Origin of the sequence: Micromonospora sp. NPDC005215, assembly GCF_040607915.1 — a bacterium.
Classification (GTDB): domain Bacteria; phylum Actinomycetota; class Actinomycetes; order Mycobacteriales; family Micromonosporaceae; genus Micromonospora.
The window spans coordinates 1-17,209 of the sequence record NZ_JBEXHQ010000009.1; the positions used below are offsets into that span (position 1 = coordinate 1).

Genomic DNA, 17,209 nt, shown 5'->3' on the forward strand with positions numbered 1-17,209 from the left:
GCCCGCGCCCAGGGGCGTCGGTTGCCCCGGGTGGTGTGGATCGGCATCTCGGTGGCGGTCGGCGGCGCGGCGGGGCGTGGGGCGCGGCGGGGCGTGGGGCGCGGCGGGGAGTGGGGCGTGGGCGCGGCGGCGCGTGGGGCGGGCGCGGCGGCGCGTGGGCCCATGGCGCGTGGGCGCGTGGGCGCGTGGGCGCGTGGGCGTGCGGCGCGTGCGGAAGCGACAACTTCAGGGATGTTGCTGCCTCAAGTGCGGTGGAGGCAGCAACATCCCTGAAGTTGTGCGGATCTTGCCGGCACCGGCACCGGCGGCACCGGCGGCACCGGCGGTGCGGGGCGGGGCGCGGGGGTCAGTGGAGGGTGGGGGCGGGCTCGACGAGTTCGACCAGGACGCCACCGGCGTCCTTGGGGTGTACGAAGTTGATCCGGCTGTCCGCGGTGCCGCGCCGGGGTGCGTCGTAGAGCAGCCGCATCCCCCGCGCCCGCAGCGCCGCGCAGGCCGCGTCGATGTCCACCACTGTGTACGCCACCTGCTGCACACCCGGCCCGTTGCGATCCAGGAACTTGGCGATCGTCGACTCGGGGGTGAGCGGGGCGAGCAGTTGCACGCAGCCGCCCTCGGTGGTCGGTCCGACGGTCAGCATCGCCTCCTGCACGCCCTGCTCGGCGTTGGTTTCGACGTGCACGCAGCGCATTCCGAACGTCCGCTGGTAGAAGTCGATCGCGGCGTCCAGGTCGGCGACGGCGATCCCGACGTGGTCGATCTTGCGAAGCCCGATGTCTGTGACGGAGTCGGCACCGGGCTCGGCGGAGGAGTTCTCAGTCATGGCGCTAGTCTGGCCGAACATTCGTTAAGGCGTACAGCACGGCACCCCCTCGGAGGCAGGCATGGCTTCGGTGATCGTCAGCGGCGCGCGGACCCCGATGGGGCGGCTGCTGGGCAACCTCAAGGACCTTCCGGCCACGAAGCTCGGCGGGATCGCCATCAAGGCCGCGCTGGAGCGTGCCGGGGTCAGCCCCGACCAGGTCCAGTACGTGATCATGGGGCAGGTGCTGCAGGCCGGCACCGGCCAGATCCCGGCGCGGCAGGCGGCGGTCGAGGCCGGCGTGCCGATGTCCGTGCCGGCGCTGACCATCAACAAGGTCTGCCTCTCCGGCCTGGACGCGATCGCCCTGGCCGACCAGCTGATCCGTGCCGGCGAGTTCGACATCGTGGTGGCCGGTGGCATGGAGTCGATGACCAACGCCCCGCACCTGCTGATGGGTCAGCGCACCGGCTACAAGTACGGCGACGTGGTGGTCAAGGACCACATGGCGCACGACGGGCTCAGCGACGCCTGGGACTGCTGCTCGATGGGCGAGTCGACCGAGCGCCTCGGCACCAGGCACGGCATCAGCCGCGAGGAGCAGGACGCCTTCGCCGCCGCCAGCCACCAGCGGGCCGCCGCCGCGCAGAAGAACGGTCACTTCGCCGACGAGATCGCCCCGGTGGTGATCCCGCAGCGCAAGGGTGACCCGCTGGTGATCAGCGAGGACGAGGGCATCCGCCCGGACACCACCGTCGAGTCGCTGGCCAAGCTGCGCCCCGCGTTCGCCAAGGACGGCACCATCACCGCCGGCAGTTCGTCGCCGATCTCCGACGGTGCCGCTGCCGTGCTGGTGATGAGCAAGGCCAAGGCCACCGAGTTGGGGCTGACCTGGCTGGCCGAGATCGGTGCGCACGGCAACGTGGCGGGCCCGGACAACTCCCTGCACTCACAGCCGTCCAACGCGATCAACCACGCGCTGAAGAAGGGTGGCCTGAGCGTCGCCGACCTGGACCTCATCGAGATCAACGAGGCGTTCGCGCAGGTCGGCGTGCAGTCCACCCGGGACCTCGGCATCAGTCCGGACAAGGTCAACGTCAACGGCGGCGCCATCGCGCTGGGGCACCCGATCGGCATGTCCGGCGCGCGTCTCGTCCTCACCCTCGCCCTGGAGCTGAAGCGGCGCGGTGGCGGCACCGGCGCGGCGGCGCTCTGCGGTGGCGGTGGCCAGGGCGACGCGCTGATCATCCACGTGCCGGGAAGCGCAGCGGCGGCCCGGTGAGCGCGAGGAACGAGCCGGTTCTGCGAGCCCCACTGTCGCGAACGAAGGCGGCACTGTGAGCGAGGCGGCCGAGCAGATCCCGGCAGCGGGTACCACGTCCCTGCGCCGCAGTCGGGACGTACCGATGCTCGTCGAGCGGGCCCGCGCGGGTGATCCCCGCGCGGTGGCCCGGCTGATCACATTGGTGGAGAACGGCGACGCGCTGCTGCCGGCGGTCGCCGCCGCGTTGGCGCCGTACGCCGGGCAGGCCCAGGTCGTCGGGCTGACCGGTTCGCCGGGGGTGGGCAAGTCGACCACCACGAACGAGCTGGTCCGCGCGCTGCGGGCGCAGGGGCATCGGGTCGGTGTGCTGGCGGTCGACCCGTCCAGTCCGTTCACCGGTGGTGCGATCCTCGGCGACCGGGTGCGGATGCAGGACCACGCCACCGATCCGGGCGTCTACATCCGGTCCATGTCCAGTCGAGGCCACCTCGGCGGGCTGGCCGCGGCGACACCGCAGGCGGTCCGGGTGCTGGAGGGCGCCGGCTGTGACGTGGTGCTTGTGGAGACCGTCGGGGTCGGGCAGGCCGAGGTGGAGGTGGCCTCGCTGGCCGACACCACGCTGGTGTTGCTCGCTCCCGGCATGGGTGACGCGATCCAGGCGGTCAAGGCCGGCATCCTGGAGATCGCCGACGTGTTCGTGGTCAACAAGGCCGACCGGGACGGCGTCGACGCCACCGTCCGTGACATCCAGGGCATGATCGCCCTCGGTGAGCGTGGCCCGGGGCAGTGGAGACCGCAGGTGGTCCGCTCGGTCGCCGCGCGTGGCGAGGGGATCGACGAGATCGCGGCGGCGATCGACAAGCACCGGGGTTGGCTCGTCGAACACGGCGAGCTGCGCCGCCGCCAGGAGGCGCGGGCCGCCGCCGAGGTCGAGGCGATCGCGCTCGGCACCCTCCGCGCCCGGATCGGTTCACTGCGCGACGGTACGGAGTTGGCCACGCTCGCCGCCAAGGTCGCCGAGGGCGCGATCGACCCGTACCGGGCGGCGGACGAGCTGCTCGCCCAGCTCGCCCGTTGACCGTCCACCGGGGACATCCCGGCGGCCTGCCGTCCTTGTAGGCTCGCAGCGCCCCACGGCGGTGGGGGCCGGGCGGTGTGCCGGCGCGGTGGCGCGAGGAGCAGGGGAGTGGCTGTGGACCACGAGGCGACGCAGGAGCTGATCACGGCATCGGCGGGGGCTGGCGGAACGACGCAGGTCTCCGACGAGGTGATCGAGAAGATCGCGGTCGCGGCCGCCCGCGATGTTCCCGGGGTGGCCGAGTTGGGCGGGGACGTGGCCCGGTTCTTCAACTCGGTGCTGGACCGGGTCGGGCTGGATCAGGTGGGCGACGCCCGGCGGGGTTGCTCGGCCCACGTGACCGGCGATGCCGCAGTGGTCAACCTGGTGTTGGTGATCCAGGCCGGCCAGCCGGTGCCGGAGATCACCGGGCAGGTGCGGGCTCGGGTGACCGAGGCGGTCGAGGCGTACGGGCTGCGGGTCGACGAGGTCAACATCCGGGTCGACGACGTGGCGATGGGCGGGCCGACCGCCTAGCGCGGAGCGGGGCGGAGCGCCGCACGTTACCCGTCGGTACTACGGGACTTAGCGATCGTTCAGGTGAGGGCCCTACACTCGACGTGCAGTCGAGGACCCGAGGAGGAGCCCTGCTCATGGACGCCGACGAGATCGATGCCGGACGGGCGCGTTGGCAGGCCCGGTACGACGCCGCACGCAAGCGTGACGCTGACTTCACCACGATCTCCGGGATGCCTGTCGAACCGGTCTACGGGCCGCCCGAGGGCAGCGCGTACCCGGGCTTCGAGCGGATCGGCTGGCCGGGCGAGTACCCGTACACCCGGGGTCTGTATCCGACCGGCTACCGCGGGCGGACCTGGACGATCCGGCAGTTCGCCGGCTTCGGCAACGCCCAGCAGACCAACGAGCGCTACAAGATGATCCTCGGCGCCGGCGGTGGCGGCCTCTCGGTCGCGTTCGACATGCCGACGCTCATGGGCCGCGACTCGGACGACCCGCAGGCGCTCGGCGAGGTCGGCCACTGCGGCGTCGCCATCGACACCGCCACCGACATGCAGGCGCTCTTCGACGGCATCGACCTGGCCGACGTCACCACCTCGATGACCATCTCCGGCCCGGCCGTGCCGGTGTTCTGCATGTACCTGGTCGCCGCCGAGCGGCAGGGCGCCGTTCTGTCCAAACTGGACGGCACGCTGCAGACCGACATCTTCAAGGAGTACATCGCGCAGAAGGAGTGGCTCTTCGACCCGGAGCCGCACCTGCGCCTGATCGGCGACCTGATGGAATACTGCGCCGCCGAGATCCCGCGCTACAAGCCACTCTCGGTCTCCGGCTACCACATCCGCGAGGCCGGCTCGACCGCCGCGCAGGAGTTGGCGTACACCCTGGCCGACGGTTTCGGGTACGTCGAGCTGGGCCTCTCGCGCGGCCTGGACGTGAACGTGTTCGCGCCGGGGCTGAGCTTCTTCTTCGACTCGCACCTCGACTTCTTCGAGGAGATCGCCAAGTTCCGCGCCGCCCGCCGGATCTGGGCCCGCTGGCTGCGCGACGTCTACGGCGCGACCAGCGAGAAGGCCCTCTGGCTGCGGTTCCACACGCAGACCGCCGGGGTGTCGCTGACCGCGCAGCAGCCGGTCAACAACGTGGTACGCACCGCCGTCGAGGCCCTCGCGGCGGTGCTCGGCGGAACGAACTCGCTGCACACCAACGCGCTCGACGAGACCCTGGCGCTGCCCACCGACGAGTCGGCCGAGATCGCCCTGCGTACGCAGCAGGTGCTGATGGAGGAGACCGGCGTGGTCAACGTGGCCGACCCGCTCGGCGGCTCCTGGTACGTCGAGGCGCTGACCGACAAGATCGAGGCCGAGGCGGAGGAGATCTTCGCCCGGATCCGGCAGCTCGGCGGGGAGGGGCCGCACCAGATCGGCCCGATGACCTCGGGCATCCTGCGCGGCATCGAGGACGGCTGGTTCACCGGGCACATCGCCGAGTCGGCCTTCGTCTACCAGCAGGCACTGGAGAAGGGCGACAAGAAGATCGTCGGGGTCAACTGCCACACCGGCACTGTCGCCAAGGAGCTGGAGATCCTGCGCATCTCGCACGAGGTGGAGCTGGAGCAGCGCCGGATGCTGGCCGAGCGCAAGGGCGCCCGGGACGACGCGGCGGTCCGCGCGGCGGTGAGCCGGATGGTCGACGCCAGCCGCACCGACGAGAACATGGTCCCCGCGATGCTCGACGCCGTCCGCGCCGAAGCGACCCTCGGCGAGATCTGCGACGCCCTACGCGCCGAGTGGGGCACCTACCGCGAACCCGCCCGCTTCTGACCCCACCCCACCCGCGCTCCGCACCCCCGCACCTCCCGTTCCCGCGCCCCCAGCCCCGTGTTCCGCACCACGTCCGTGATCTTGCAGGTGCGGTCCCGGCGGACGACGCGAACGCCGCGTCTCGGCTGTCGGAACTGCGAGATCGCGGTGGCCGGGGGCGGGGGTGCGGGCGGGGCGGGAGAGCAGGGTGAGAGTTGCAACGTCGGGGTTGTGGGTGACCTGAGATCGGCGGCTCACGTGCGAGACTAGGTAACCATGAGCGACCCACGGATCACCTCGTCGATCTTCACCCGCGGCGCGGTCGACCTCAGCACGCTGCGTGGCCCCGCACCAGCCAGTACCCGCCCCGGCACGCCCCCGCAGGGCGGCCCGTCCAACGGCACCCCCGGCGCGCCCACCGCCGGCGGGAGCACCGCCATCATCGACGTCACCGAGGCGACAATCCAGTCCGAGGTGCTCGAACGGTCGATGGCCGTGCCCGTCGTCGTGTTCTTCGGCGCGGCCGGCTTCCCGGAGAGCGACGAGTTCGCCCCGGTCCTGGAGCAGTTGAACGCCGAGGGCGGCGGCACCTGGGTGCTGGCCCGGGTAGACGTGCAGGAAAACCCGCGAATCGCCCAGATGTTCCGAGTCCAGGGCGTCCCGATGGTCTACGCGGTCGTCGGCGGTCAGCCGGTCGACGCCTTCTCCGGGGTGGTGCCCGAGGCCCAGCTGCGGCAGTGGATCCAGGCCGTGCTCAAGGCCGGCGGTGTGACAGTCGCCGAGCCGGAGGACCCCCGCCTCGACGAGGCCGACGACGCGCTGATGAGCGGCGATCTGGACGCCGCCGAGCAGGCGTACCGGAAGATTCTGGCCGATGCCCCTGCGGACGCCGCGGCCACGGCGGGGCTGGCCCAGGTCGGGGTGGCCCGTCGGGTCGCCGGCGCGGACCCGGCCGCCGCGCTGGCCGCCGCCGAGAGCGCCCCCGACGACGTGGCCGCCCAACTGCTGGCCGCCGACATCGAGGTGCTCAGCGGCCTGGCCGAGCAGGCGTACGCCCGGCTCGTCGGTCTGGTCCGGCGCACCGCCGGAGAAGACCGGGAGACCGTCCGTCAACATCTGGTCTCGCTCTTCTCCATCGCCGGCCCGGACGATCCGGCCGTCGCCTCGGCGCGCCGGGCACTGGCCAGCGCCCTGTTCTGAGTCAAAGCACGCCAGCGCGGGCCGGCGTTCCGGCCGGCCCGCCCGACCAACGAGGACGGGAGCTCATGATGCGCCGGATCGCCGTCCTCGACGCGCCGACAAATCTCGGTCTGCGGCCGCCGACGTCCACGTCGGTCCCCGGTTGCGCCAAGGCGCCCGGCGCGCTGCGCGACCACGAACTGCTGGCCCGGCTCCGCGCCCGCGACGCCGGCTGTGTCACCCCAGCCCGCTACGACCCGGGCGACTGGCGGCCCGGCGACGGGGTGTGTCACGCCCGGGAGATCGCCGACTACTCGCTGGCCCTCGCCGAACGGATCGGCTCGATCATCGACCGGGGCGAGTTCCCGGTGGTGCTGGGCGGCGACTGCTCCGTGCTGCTCGGCTCGGCGCTGGCCATGCACCGCCTCGGTGAAGCCGTCGGCGGGCGGATCGGGCTGGTCTTCGTCGACGGGCACTCCGACTTTCGACACCCCGGCAACGCCTCCTACGTCGGCGCGGCCGCCGGGGAGGACCTGGCCCTCGTCACCGGGCGCGGTCAGGCCGACCTGGCCGCGATCGAGGGTCGCCGGCCCTACTTCCGCGACATCGACGTGGTGGTGCTCGGCATCCGGGCCCAGGATGAGTACCGGCTCGACCTGCAGGCCGCCGGGATCACCACCCGGCCGGTGCCGGCGCTGCGTGCCGAAGGCGCCGCCCGGACAGCCCAGTGGGCGCACGAGCAACTCGCCGACTGCGCGGGCTACTGGGTGCACATCGACGTGGACGTGCTCGACCCCGCGGTGATGCCCGCCGTCGACGCCCCCGACCCCGGTGGGATTGCCTTCGCCGAGCTGGAGATCCTGCTCGCCGGCCTGGTCGACACCCCGCACTGCCTCGGCGTGGAGCTGACCGTCTTCGACCCGGACTACGACCCCGACGGCTCGTACGCGGCCGAGATCGTCAACACCGTCGTCGCCGGCCTGGCCCCGGTCACCGCCCCGGAAGCGGTGCCGCCCCGGCTGCTGTCGTCCCGGTCGACCCCCGGCCCTCGGCGCGCCAACGGCCGTGCCGCGACCGCCACCGAGCGTCCCGACCGTGCTGAGCGGCTCGACGGGCTGGCTGGGCTTGACGGGCTCGTCCGCGTCGAGCGGGTTGCGGGGCTTGATGTCCCGGCTGACATCAACTCCGCCGGTGTCGGGCCTGCTGCTCTCGGGCCTGCTGGCGTCGGTCCATCGGTAGGCGCGGTGCCTGACGACGTCCCGGCCGAGGCGGAGTCAGTCGGCAGGGGCGGGCGGGCCAACTCCGAGCCGTCGGGCGTCGCGGCCAGTGTCGCGCCTCTGGTCGAGCGCGAACCGGTAGGCCCGCCGGCGTCGGCCGGCCCAGGTCTCCTCCGACGCACCTCCCCGTCGACCCAGAACCCGCCCGAAAGGCACAACGCCGACACCGCCTGACCTGACTCTCGGCCGCCTAGCCTTGATCGACTCGGTGTCATTGAATCCGGGGTGTCCGGGCGGCTTGGACACCGCAGTTTCAGCAAAACCGAGTGGATCAAGGCCGGGCGCCAGCCAAGGCCCCCGGCGGTGGGTCAGGTGGTCGGGAGGGCGCGGAGGAAGCGCTCGGCGATCGGGACGGCGGACGCCGTGCTGGCGCCACCCTTCTCCACGAAGACGGCGAACGCCACGTCGCCCCGCCAACCGACGAACCAGGCGTGGGTGTGGGCCGGGTTGTCGTCGTACTCGGCGGTGCCGGTCTTGCCGTAGACCTCGCCCGGCACATCCTTCAGCGCGCTGCCGGTGCCGGTGGTGACCACCTCGCGCATCATCGCGCGCAGCGCTTCGATCGACTGCGGCTTGAGCGGTCCGTCGGTCACGGCCGGCTTGGCGGGCGCCGGGTCGACCAGCAGCTTCGGCTGGATGAAGGCGCCTCGGGCGACCGCCGCGGTGGCACCGGCCAGGGCCAGCGGACTGACCAGCGTGGTGCCCTGCCCGAACGATGCCGCGGCCTGCTCGGCCAGGCTGCCGCCCGTGGACACCTTGCCGGTGAAGGCGTCCGTGCCGAGGTCCCACTGACCCTCCAGGCCCAACGAGCGGCCGGCGGCGGCCAGCCCGTCGCCGCCGAGCTTCGGTGCCAGCGAGGCGAACGCCGTGTTGCAGGACTTGGCGAAGTCGGTGCGGAACGGCACCGAACCGAGCTCGAAGTTGTCGGAGTTCTTGAAGGACCGACCGTCCACGGTGAAGGTCTTCGGGCAGGCCACCGGCCCGTCCAGAGTGACAGCGCCCCGGTCCAGCAGGCCCAGCGTGCTGATCATCTTGAACGTGGAGCCCGGCGGCACCTGCGCGGTGAAGGCCAGGTTCTCCCCGGCCGGCCCGGGGCCGTTCGCCGCGGCGAGCACCGCAGCGTCGCTGATCCGGAGCGCCACCAGCGCGGACCGCCGTGGCTCGGCGCGCAGAGCCCCGTCGGCCGCGTTCTGGACGGCGACGTCCAGCGTGGTCTTCAGCGCCTGACCGGGCTGGGGCTCCCGGCGGAACAACTCGGCGCCGGTCGGTTCCAGTTTGCCGCCCTCGGCGGGACGCTCGACCACCACGGTCAGCCCGGGGCCGCCGCGCAGCCGTTCGTCGTAGCGGCCCTGTAGCCCGCCGTGCCCGACCAGGTCGCCGACGACGTACCGGTCGGGGTGTGCGGCGAGGTCGTCGGCCTGCGCCGCGTCGACAGTGCCGAGCAGTGCCCTGGCGAATTCCCGGGTCGGCGCCAGGTCGATCTTGTCGGAGGTGAACTTGGTGCCGGGCAGGTCGTAGATCCGGGGCTTGATCTGTCGGTACGCCTCCTCGCGGAGCGACACCACCTCGACGAAGGCACCCGGCTCGGCCTTGGCCACCCGCTCGGGCAGGTCGGTCAGGTCGACCGCCGGGACCAAAGCGGGGCGGATCGCCCTGAACGCCGCGTCGAGATCCTGCACGAGCTTCTTGAGGTCGGTGACCCCGTCTGGCTGCACACCGACCCGCACCACCGGCCGGGGAGTCACGATCGGTTGCCCGGCAGCGTCCAGCACCCCGGCGCGGGCGCTGGCGTCGCGGCGCAACGCCAACCGGTCACCCTTGGTGAGCTGCTCGTGCACCACCTTTGGCTCCCAGATCACCTGCCACTGGTCGTCGTCGCCCTGGGCGAGACGCACCTCCCGGTCGTACGTCCAGCGGGTCTGACCGGGCAGGTTCCACTCCACCTGGACGGTTGTGGTGGCGATGTCCGCCTTGACCTTCGGCGCGCCGCGACGCGTCAGCGTGGGCGGCGTCGCCGCCAGCTCACCGGAAAGCTCCTTGATCTCGCGACTCACCTCGGTCGACGGCAGCTTGCTGCCGGTCGGGTCGATCAGACCGACCGCCTGGAGATCGCCGCCGCGCCAACCGGCGAGGAAGGCGTCGACGGTGCTCTCCGGCCCGTCGTCACCCGAGCAGCCAGCCAGAACGCCGGCCACGAGCAGCGCCGCGGTGAGGGCGGCGACCACGCGGCGGACGGGGTTCGGCCGCAGGGGCCGGGGGTACGACGAGGGCATGAAGCTGGTCCTTCCGATCTCGGAGCGCCTTCGCACGGTAGTACGCCGACGTCGTCCCCAACGTCCCCCACAGCGGGGGGCGCGCTCAAAGACGGGCCGGGCCGGTGTGATGAACATCGCGTGGCGGGGTATCCCGCAGCCGGCCAACCTCAGACCCGCAACGGGTGAAAGGACAAAGTCCCGATCCGGACGCCTGCCCAGTGGTCCGCCGACGAAGGCGCACAACGGCAGGGCCTAGGCTGAGCGGCAGAGTGACCCACAACGCGGTGGGTCGAGGGGAGTGGCACCGATGGACCGGCGTCCGGCGATCAAACCGGAACCCGACCTCCGGCAGGATGACTCCGGACGGGACGACGACAGCTTCGATTCGGCGACCGACGGGGACGGCTACGGCCGGCTCGACACGGGAGTCACCGGGCTGACCGGGTCGAGCATCGACACCATCTACGATCTGGGCCTGCCGACCGAGGCATTGGCCGACGACGTGGAGGACGCCGAGCTCGACGAACCTGTTCCCAACGCGGAGCGCCTGGTGGCTCAGGCTGTCGCGCTCGCGGGGGACGACCACGACGCGGCGACACTCGTCGGCCGTTTCTGGCGGTTCGCACCCGACGAGGAGTTGGTCGGCTTCACGGCGGAGGAGATGCTCGACGCGGCCCGGGCGCACCGGGACCTCGCCCAGCAGCGGGTTCCCGGCGAGTTGAAGCTGCGGATCCACGAGCCACACGCCGACCAGCACCACACGGTCGTCGAGATCGTCACCGACGACATGCCGTTCCTTGTCGACTCGGTCACCGCGCTGCTCAACTCGTACCACCTGGATGTGCACCTGCTGGTGCACCCGCTGGTGGTGGTCAGGCGTGAGCCGTTGGGCCGCCTCACCGAGGTCTCCGCGGACGTGGAGCCGGACGACGCGATCGCCGGCGACATCATCGAGAGCTGGATGCGGATCGAGATCGACCCGGTCCGGGACGCGGCCGAGCGGGACCGGCTGCGCCGCGAGTTGCAGCGGGTGCTCACCGACGTGCGGGAGGCGGTGGAGGACTGGCCGAAGATGCGGCAGCGTGCCCTCGCGCTCGCCGACGAGCTGGCCTCCGCGCGTACCGCCGACAACCGCCCACCGGTGCCGGAAAAGGACATCACCGACTCGGTGGAGCTGCTGCGGTGGCTCGCCCACGACCACTTCACCTTCCTCGGCTACCGCGAGTACCGGTTGGTGGACGCCGCGGGCGGCGCTACCGGCGAGGAGGTCGACGGCAAGGCGTTGGAGGCGGTGCTCGGCACCGGACTGGGCATCCTGCGCTCCGACGCGCCGGAGGCCCGGCCGCTGGCGTCGATGACGCCCGAGGCGCACGAGAAGGTGCTGGAGAAGCGCCTGCTCATCATCACCAAGGCCAACTCGCGGGCCACCGTGCACCGCTCGGCCTACCTGGACTACCTCGGCTTCAAGATCTTCAACGAGGCCGGCGAGGTGATCGGCGAGCGGCGCTTCCTCGGCCTGTTCTCCACCGCCGCGTACCGGACCAGCGTCCGGGAGCTGCCGGTGGTGCGCCGCAAGGTGGCCGAGGTGCTGAACCGTTCCGGCCTGAGCCGGCGCAGTCACTCCGGTAAGGATCTGATCCAGATCCTGGAGACCTACCCGCGCGACGAGCTGTTCCAGATCAAGACCGACGATCTCTACCACGCGGTGATCGGCGTGCTGCGGATGGCCGGTCGCCGGCAACTGCGGGTCTTCCTGCGCCGGGACGCGTACGGGAGGTTCATCTCCTGCCTGATCTACCTGCCCCGGGACCGGTTCACCACGCAGAACCGGCTGCGCATGCAGGACATCCTGCTGCGTGAGCTGAACGGTGTCGGGGTGGACTACACCACCCGCGTCACCGAGTCGATGCTGGCCCGGGTGCACTTCATCGTGCGTACCGACCCGACCCGGCCACCCGGCGAGATCGACGCCGACCTGTTGGCCGAGGAGTTGGCCGACGCGACCCGACTCTGGGACGACGACTACCGGCTGGTGCTGGAGCGCAAGCTCGGCGACGAGCAGGCCAAGCACCTGTTCACCAGGTACGCCGACGCCTTCCCGGAGGGCTACAAGGACGGGCACACGCCGTACGAGGCGATGAAGGACCTGGCGAAGCTGGAGCTGCTGGAGGAGCCCGGCCAGCTGGAGATGCACCTGTTCCGCAAGCAACTCGCACCCCGCCCCGGCACCCGGGTGCCCGGCACGGACCTGGCCGAGGCGATGGACGTCCGGTTCAAGGTCTACCGGTACGGCGAACCGATGATGCTCTCCGCCGTGCTGCCGGTGCTGCACTCCCTCGGTGTGCGGGTGGTCGACGAGCACCCGTACGAGGTGGACCGGATCGACGGCCGGGTCTACCTGTACGACTTCGGCCTGATGCTGCCCGAGGGGCACCACGAGCTGGCCGAGGTGCGCCCGCACGTGGAGAACGCCTTCGCGGCGGCCTGGCGCGGTGAGGCCGAGGTGGACCGGTTCAACGAGCTGGTGTTGCGCGGCGGGCTCACCTGGCGGCAGGTGGTGGTGCTGCGGGCGTACGCGAAGTACCTGCGGCAGGCCGGCACTGTCTTCTCCCAGGACTACATGGAGCAGACCTTCGTCGCGTACCCGAAGCTCGCCGCGTTGCTTGTGGAGCTCTTCGAGACCCGGTTCGCGCCGGGCGAGCAGACCACCGAGCAGCGGCAGCAGCGCAGCGGTGAGCTGGTGGAGATGATCCGGGAGGCGCTGGACGACGTGGCGAGCCTCGACCAGGACCGGATCCTGCGCTCGTACCTGACGCTGATCGAGGCGACCCTGCGGACCAGCTTCTACCAGAAGCGCTCCGACGGGCGACCGAAGGCGTACGTGGCGTTCAAGCTCGACCCGCAGGCCATTCCGGACCTGCCCGCGCCGCGCCCGAAGTTCGAGATCTTCGTCTACTCGCCCCGGTTCGAGGGCGTGCACCTGCGGTTCGGGCCGGTGGCCCGGGGCGGGTTGCGCTGGTCCGACCGGCGGGAGGACTTCCGGACCGAGGTGCTCGGCCTGGTCAAGGCGCAGATGGTGAAGAACACGGTGATCGTGCCGGTGGGCGCCAAGGGCGGCTTCGTGCTGAAGCAGAAGCCGGGCGACCGGGACGAGGCGGTCGCCTGCTACCAGGAGTTCGTCAGCGCGATGCTGGACGTCACCGACAACATCGTCAGCGGGCAGATCGTGCCGCCCGAGGACGTGGTCCGGCACGACGGCGACGACCCGTACCTGGTGGTGGCGGCGGACAAGGGCACCGCGACGTTCTCCGACATCGCCAACGAGATCTCCACGGCGCACAACTTCTGGCTGGGTGACGCCTTCGCCTCCGGCGGTTCCGCCGGCTACGACCACAAGAGGATGGGCATCACCGCCCGGGGCGCCTGGGAGTCGGTGAAGCGGCACTTCCGGGAGTTGGGCCTGGACACCCAGACCCAGGACTTCACTGTGGTCGGTGTCGGTGACATGTCCGGCGACGTGTTCGGCAACGGGATGCTGCTGTCCGAGCACATCCGGTTGGTGGCCGCCTTCGACCACCGGCACATCTTCCTGGACCCGGAACCGGACGCGGCCACCTCGTACGCGGAGCGGCGGCGGTTGTTCGACCTGCCCCGGTCCTCGTGGGAGGACTACAACCCGGAGCTGATCTCGGCCGGCGGTGGCATCTTCCCGCGTACCGCGAAGTCCATCCCGATCACGCCGCAGGTCCGGGCGGCGATCGGCCTGGACGACGACGTCACGCACCTGTCGCCGCAGGAGCTGATGAAGGCGATCGTCACCGCTCCGGTGGACCTGTTCTGGAACGGCGGCATCGGTACCTACGTGAAGGCGTCCACCCAGACCAACGCCGAGGTGGGCGACAAGTCCAACGACGCGATCCGGGTGGACGGGCGCAACCTGCGGTGCCGGGTCGCGGGCGAGGGTGGCAACCTGGGCTGGACCCAGCTCGGCCGGATCGAGTACGCGTTGACCGGCGGCCGGATCTTCTCCGACTTCATCGACAACGCGGCCGGGGTGGACACCTCCGACCACGAGGTGAACATCAAGATCCTGCTGAACACGGCGGTGGCCGACGGCGAGTTGACCACGGCCGAGCGCGACGAGCTGCTGGCCGGGATGACCGACGAGGTCGCGGAGCTGGTGCTGCGGGACAACTACGACCAGGCTCGGGCGATCAACAACGCCCAGGCGCAGGCCGCCTCGCTGCTTCCGGTGCACCGCCGGATGATCAACGAGCTGGAGCGTTCAGGCGCGTTGGACCGGGCGCTGGAGGCGCTGCCGCCGGATGAGGAACTGGCGGTCCGCAGCGAGTCCGGGCTGACCGCGCCGGAGTTCGCGGTGCTGCTCGCGTACGTGAAGATCGTCCTGGAGCGGGAGATCCTCACCGAGGGTCTGGCGGACGAGGAGTGGACGACCGAGGTCCTTGTCAACTACTTCCCGACGCCGATGCGTGAGCGGTTCGCCGACCGGATGGGCCGGCACCGGCTGCGCCGGGACATCGTCACCACAGTGCTGGTCAACGAGGCGATCAACCGGGGCGGCATCTCGTTCATCTTCCGGGTGGTCGAGGAGACGGCGGCCAGCGCGGCCGACGTGATCCGGGCGTACGTGGTGATCAGCGAGGTGTTCGGCCTCCGCGACCTGTGGGACGCGGTCGAGGCGCTTGACAACAAGGTCGCACCGGAGCTGCAGACAAGTGTCTACCTGGACACCCGTCGGCTGCTCGATCGGGCGGTGCGGTGGCTGGTGTCCAACCGGCGCTCACCGATCGACGTGCCGGCCGAGATCGCCCGGCTGCGCGACGGCGTCACCCGGCTGCTGCCGGGGCTGGAGGAGCTGTTCTACGGCAACGAGCGGCAGGGCATCGCCGCGCACATGGACTCGATGACCGAGCGTGGGCTGCCCCGCGAGCTGGCGGAACGCGCGACCCGGCTGATGTACAGCTTCGGTCTGATGGACGTGGTGGAGACGGCGAAGGCCAGCGGGCGGGACGTCAGCGAGGTGGCCTCGGTCTACTTCGTGCTGTCCGACCTGTTCCGGGTGGACTCGCTGCTGTCGAAGATCTCCCTGCTGCCTCGGGAGGACCGCTGGCAGACGTTGGCCCGGATGGCGCTGCGCTACGACCTGTACGCCGCGCTGGCCGCGCTCACCGCTGAGGTGCTCGACTCCACACCGGAGGACCTGCCGCCGCACGAGCGGGTGCAGCAGTGGGAGCAGTCGAACGCGACCTCGATCCACCGGGCCCGCCGGGCGATGGGGGAGTTCGACGAGTCGCGGGCGGATCTCGCCGCCCTGTCGGTGCTGCTGCGCCAGATCCGCACCCTGGTGCGGACCTCCGCAGCCGCCTGAGTCAGGTACGCCGGACGCGGTCCGGCCGGTCGGGTCACCCCGACCGGCCGGACCGCGTTTCGTTCTCGTCCCCGATCAGGCCGCCAGGGTGGCGAAGACGACGATGTTGTCCGGATAGCTCTTGGCGGCCTGATCGAACTGACCACCGCAGGTGACCACCCGCAGACTGGGCCGGTCGCTGGGCCCGTACACCAACTCGGTGGGGAAGGCCGTCTTCGGGTACGCCTTCACCGAGTCGACCTGGAACGTGGCCGGCTGGCCGTCCGCCCGCCGCACCGTGATCGTGTCACCGGGCACGAGGGAGCCGAGGTCGAAGAAGACCGCCGGGCCGAGCTTCGCCGAGTCCACGTGGCCGACGATGACCGCGTTACCGGTCTCGCCGGGGCTCGCGCCGGGCTCGTACCACCCAGCCTGGTCGGCCTGCTCCAACGGGGGGACCTGGACGGTGCCGTCCGGGTTGGTGCCGAGTGACAGGACCGTCGCGTTGACGCCGATCCGGGGGATCTCGATGCTGGTCGGCGCGGAGCGTGCCAGCCCGGCCGGCACATCCCCCTGGCCGACCGGCTGCCCGTCGACCGGTGGGACGGCGGAGGCGGTGTCGGCCGGCCTGCTCACCTCGGGACCGGCCTGGGCCAGCGGTTGCGGCGGTCGGGCCGGGGGCGTGGTCTTCAGGCCGAAGCCGATCATGCCGGCGCCGATCATGGCCATGGTGACGACGACGGCCGCGCCGGCGGCACGCCACGGTCTCCCGTGACGGCCGCCGGCCCGTGTCGTCGTCACGTCAGACGAGCGAACCATCGGTCCGCCGACGACGCATCAGCACGATCCCGCCCAGCGCGGCAGCGCCGAGCAGGCCCGCCCCGCCGGTGGCCAGGCCACGGTCGGTACCGGTGCTGGCGCCACCGTCACCACCGTCGACACCGCCGTGCGGCAGCACGACAAGCTCGCCCTCGCCGCACGAGCCCTTGAGCTCGTAGCGACCCGGCTTGGCGTCCTTGTCGACAGTGGCCTCGCCGTAGTAGACGAACTCGCGCTCCTTCTCCCAGCTGTCCTCGTCGGAGCCGTGCTCGTCCTTGGACTCCCGGCCCTCGTCCGAGCCGTGCTCGTCCTTGGACTCCCAGCTCTTGTCGGAGCCGTACGAGTCCTCGTTGCGGGAGTCCTGGCCCTTGTCCGAGCCGTGCTCGTCCTTGGACTCCCAGCTCTTGTCGGAGCCGTACGAGTCCTCGTTGCGGGAGTCCTGGCCCTTGTCCGAGCCGTGCTCGTCCTTGGACTCCCAGCTCTTGTCGGAGCCGTACGAGTCCTCGTTGCGGGAGTCCTGGCCCTCGTCGGAGCCGTGCTCGTCCTTGGACTCCCAGCCCTTGTCGGAGCCGTGCTCGTCCTTCGAGTCCCAGCTCTTGTCGGAGCCGTGCTCGTCCTTCGAGTCCCAGCTCTTGTCGGAGCCGTGCTCGTCCTTGGACTCCCAATCCTTCTTGTCTTCGTCCTTGGAGTCCCAGCCCTTCTCGTCGCGGCTGTCTTCCGCGTCCTGGCCGTGCTCCTCGCCCTTCCAGTCCTTGCTGCCCTCGTCCTCGTAGGCGTCGGCGGCAGCGCCGCCACCCTGGCCGCCGGGCTGCGACTTGTCCTTGCCCTCGTCGTCCTTGCCGTTCTCGTCCTTGCCGTTCTCGTCCT

General features: G+C 71.2%; 11 protein-coding genes. 7 read left to right on the plus strand and 4 right to left on the minus strand.

The annotated features are described in order from the left end of the window. Positions 1 to 346 precede the first annotated feature (346 nt). Positions 347 to 823 carry a methylmalonyl-CoA epimerase gene (gene mce, locus ABZU25_RS09670; RefSeq protein ID WP_355028907.1) on the minus strand — a complete coding sequence of 159 codons (477 nt, stop codon included), beginning with the start codon at positions 821 to 823 and terminating at the stop codon, positions 347 to 349. A 61-nt stretch (positions 824 to 884) separates the two neighbouring features. Between mce and ABZU25_RS09675 the strand changes: the two genes are divergently transcribed. The 6 genes from ABZU25_RS09675 to ABZU25_RS09700 all read left to right on the plus strand — a co-directional run bounded on the left by ABZU25_RS09675 (position 885) and on the right by ABZU25_RS09700 (position 8,074). Further along, positions 885 to 2,084 carry an acetyl-CoA C-acetyltransferase gene (locus ABZU25_RS09675; protein ID WP_355028908.1) on the plus strand — a complete coding sequence of 400 codons (1,200 nt, stop codon included), beginning with the start codon at positions 885 to 887 and terminating at the stop codon, positions 2,082 to 2,084. 55 nt (positions 2,085 to 2,139) lie between these two features. After that, entirely contained in the window at positions 2,140 to 3,144 is a 1,005-nt protein-coding gene (gene meaB / locus ABZU25_RS09680; protein ID WP_355028909.1) for a methylmalonyl Co-A mutase-associated GTPase MeaB, read from the plus strand. A 114-nt stretch (positions 3,145 to 3,258) separates the two neighbouring features. Then, positions 3,259 to 3,660, plus strand: coding sequence for an Asp23/Gls24 family envelope stress response protein (locus tag ABZU25_RS09685; RefSeq protein WP_355029032.1), 402 nt, complete (start codon positions 3,259 to 3,261; stop codon positions 3,658 to 3,660). A gap of 116 nt (positions 3,661 to 3,776) precedes the next feature. Further along, a complete protein-coding gene (locus tag ABZU25_RS09690) occupies positions 3,777 to 5,465 on the plus strand; it encodes a methylmalonyl-CoA mutase family protein (RefSeq protein WP_355028910.1) in 1,689 nt (562 codons plus the stop codon). 255 nt (positions 5,466 to 5,720) lie between these two features. Further along, the gene (locus tag ABZU25_RS09695) at positions 5,721 to 6,644 is read left to right on the plus strand and encodes a tetratricopeptide repeat protein (RefSeq protein ID WP_355028911.1); all 924 of its coding nucleotides are present in this window, start codon (positions 5,721 to 5,723) and stop codon (positions 6,642 to 6,644) included. Positions 6,645 to 6,709: 65 nt separating this feature from the next. Further along, a complete protein-coding gene (locus ABZU25_RS09700) occupies positions 6,710 to 8,074 on the plus strand; it encodes an arginase family protein (protein ID WP_355028912.1) in 1,365 nt (454 codons plus the stop codon). A gap of 134 nt (positions 8,075 to 8,208) precedes the next feature. On the opposite strand, the gene ABZU25_RS09705 is transcribed toward ABZU25_RS09700, so the two are convergent. Beyond that, positions 8,209 to 10,173, minus strand: coding sequence for a penicillin-binding transpeptidase domain-containing protein (locus ABZU25_RS09705; protein ID WP_355028913.1), 1,965 nt, complete (start codon positions 10,171 to 10,173; stop codon positions 8,209 to 8,211). A 289-nt stretch (positions 10,174 to 10,462) separates the two neighbouring features. Here ABZU25_RS09705 and ABZU25_RS09710 point away from each other — a divergent pair, with 289 nt between their 5' ends. Further along, entirely contained in the window at positions 10,463 to 15,544 is a 5,082-nt protein-coding gene (locus ABZU25_RS09710; protein ID WP_355028914.1) for an NAD-glutamate dehydrogenase, read from the plus strand. 75 nt (positions 15,545 to 15,619) lie between these two features. Here the strand turns inward: ABZU25_RS09710 and ABZU25_RS09715 are convergent, their stop codons facing one another. Together ABZU25_RS09715 and ABZU25_RS09720 are read right to left on the minus strand one after the other, a co-directional pair. Beyond that, complete coding sequence (locus ABZU25_RS09715; protein ID WP_355028915.1) at positions 15,620 to 16,324, minus strand: class F sortase; 705 nt, start codon at positions 16,322 to 16,324, stop codon at positions 15,620 to 15,622. Position 16,325: 1 nt separating this feature from the next. Next, on the minus strand, positions 16,326 to 17,209 hold an 884-nt coding region (locus ABZU25_RS09720), incomplete at its 5' end, for a hypothetical protein (protein ID WP_355028916.1).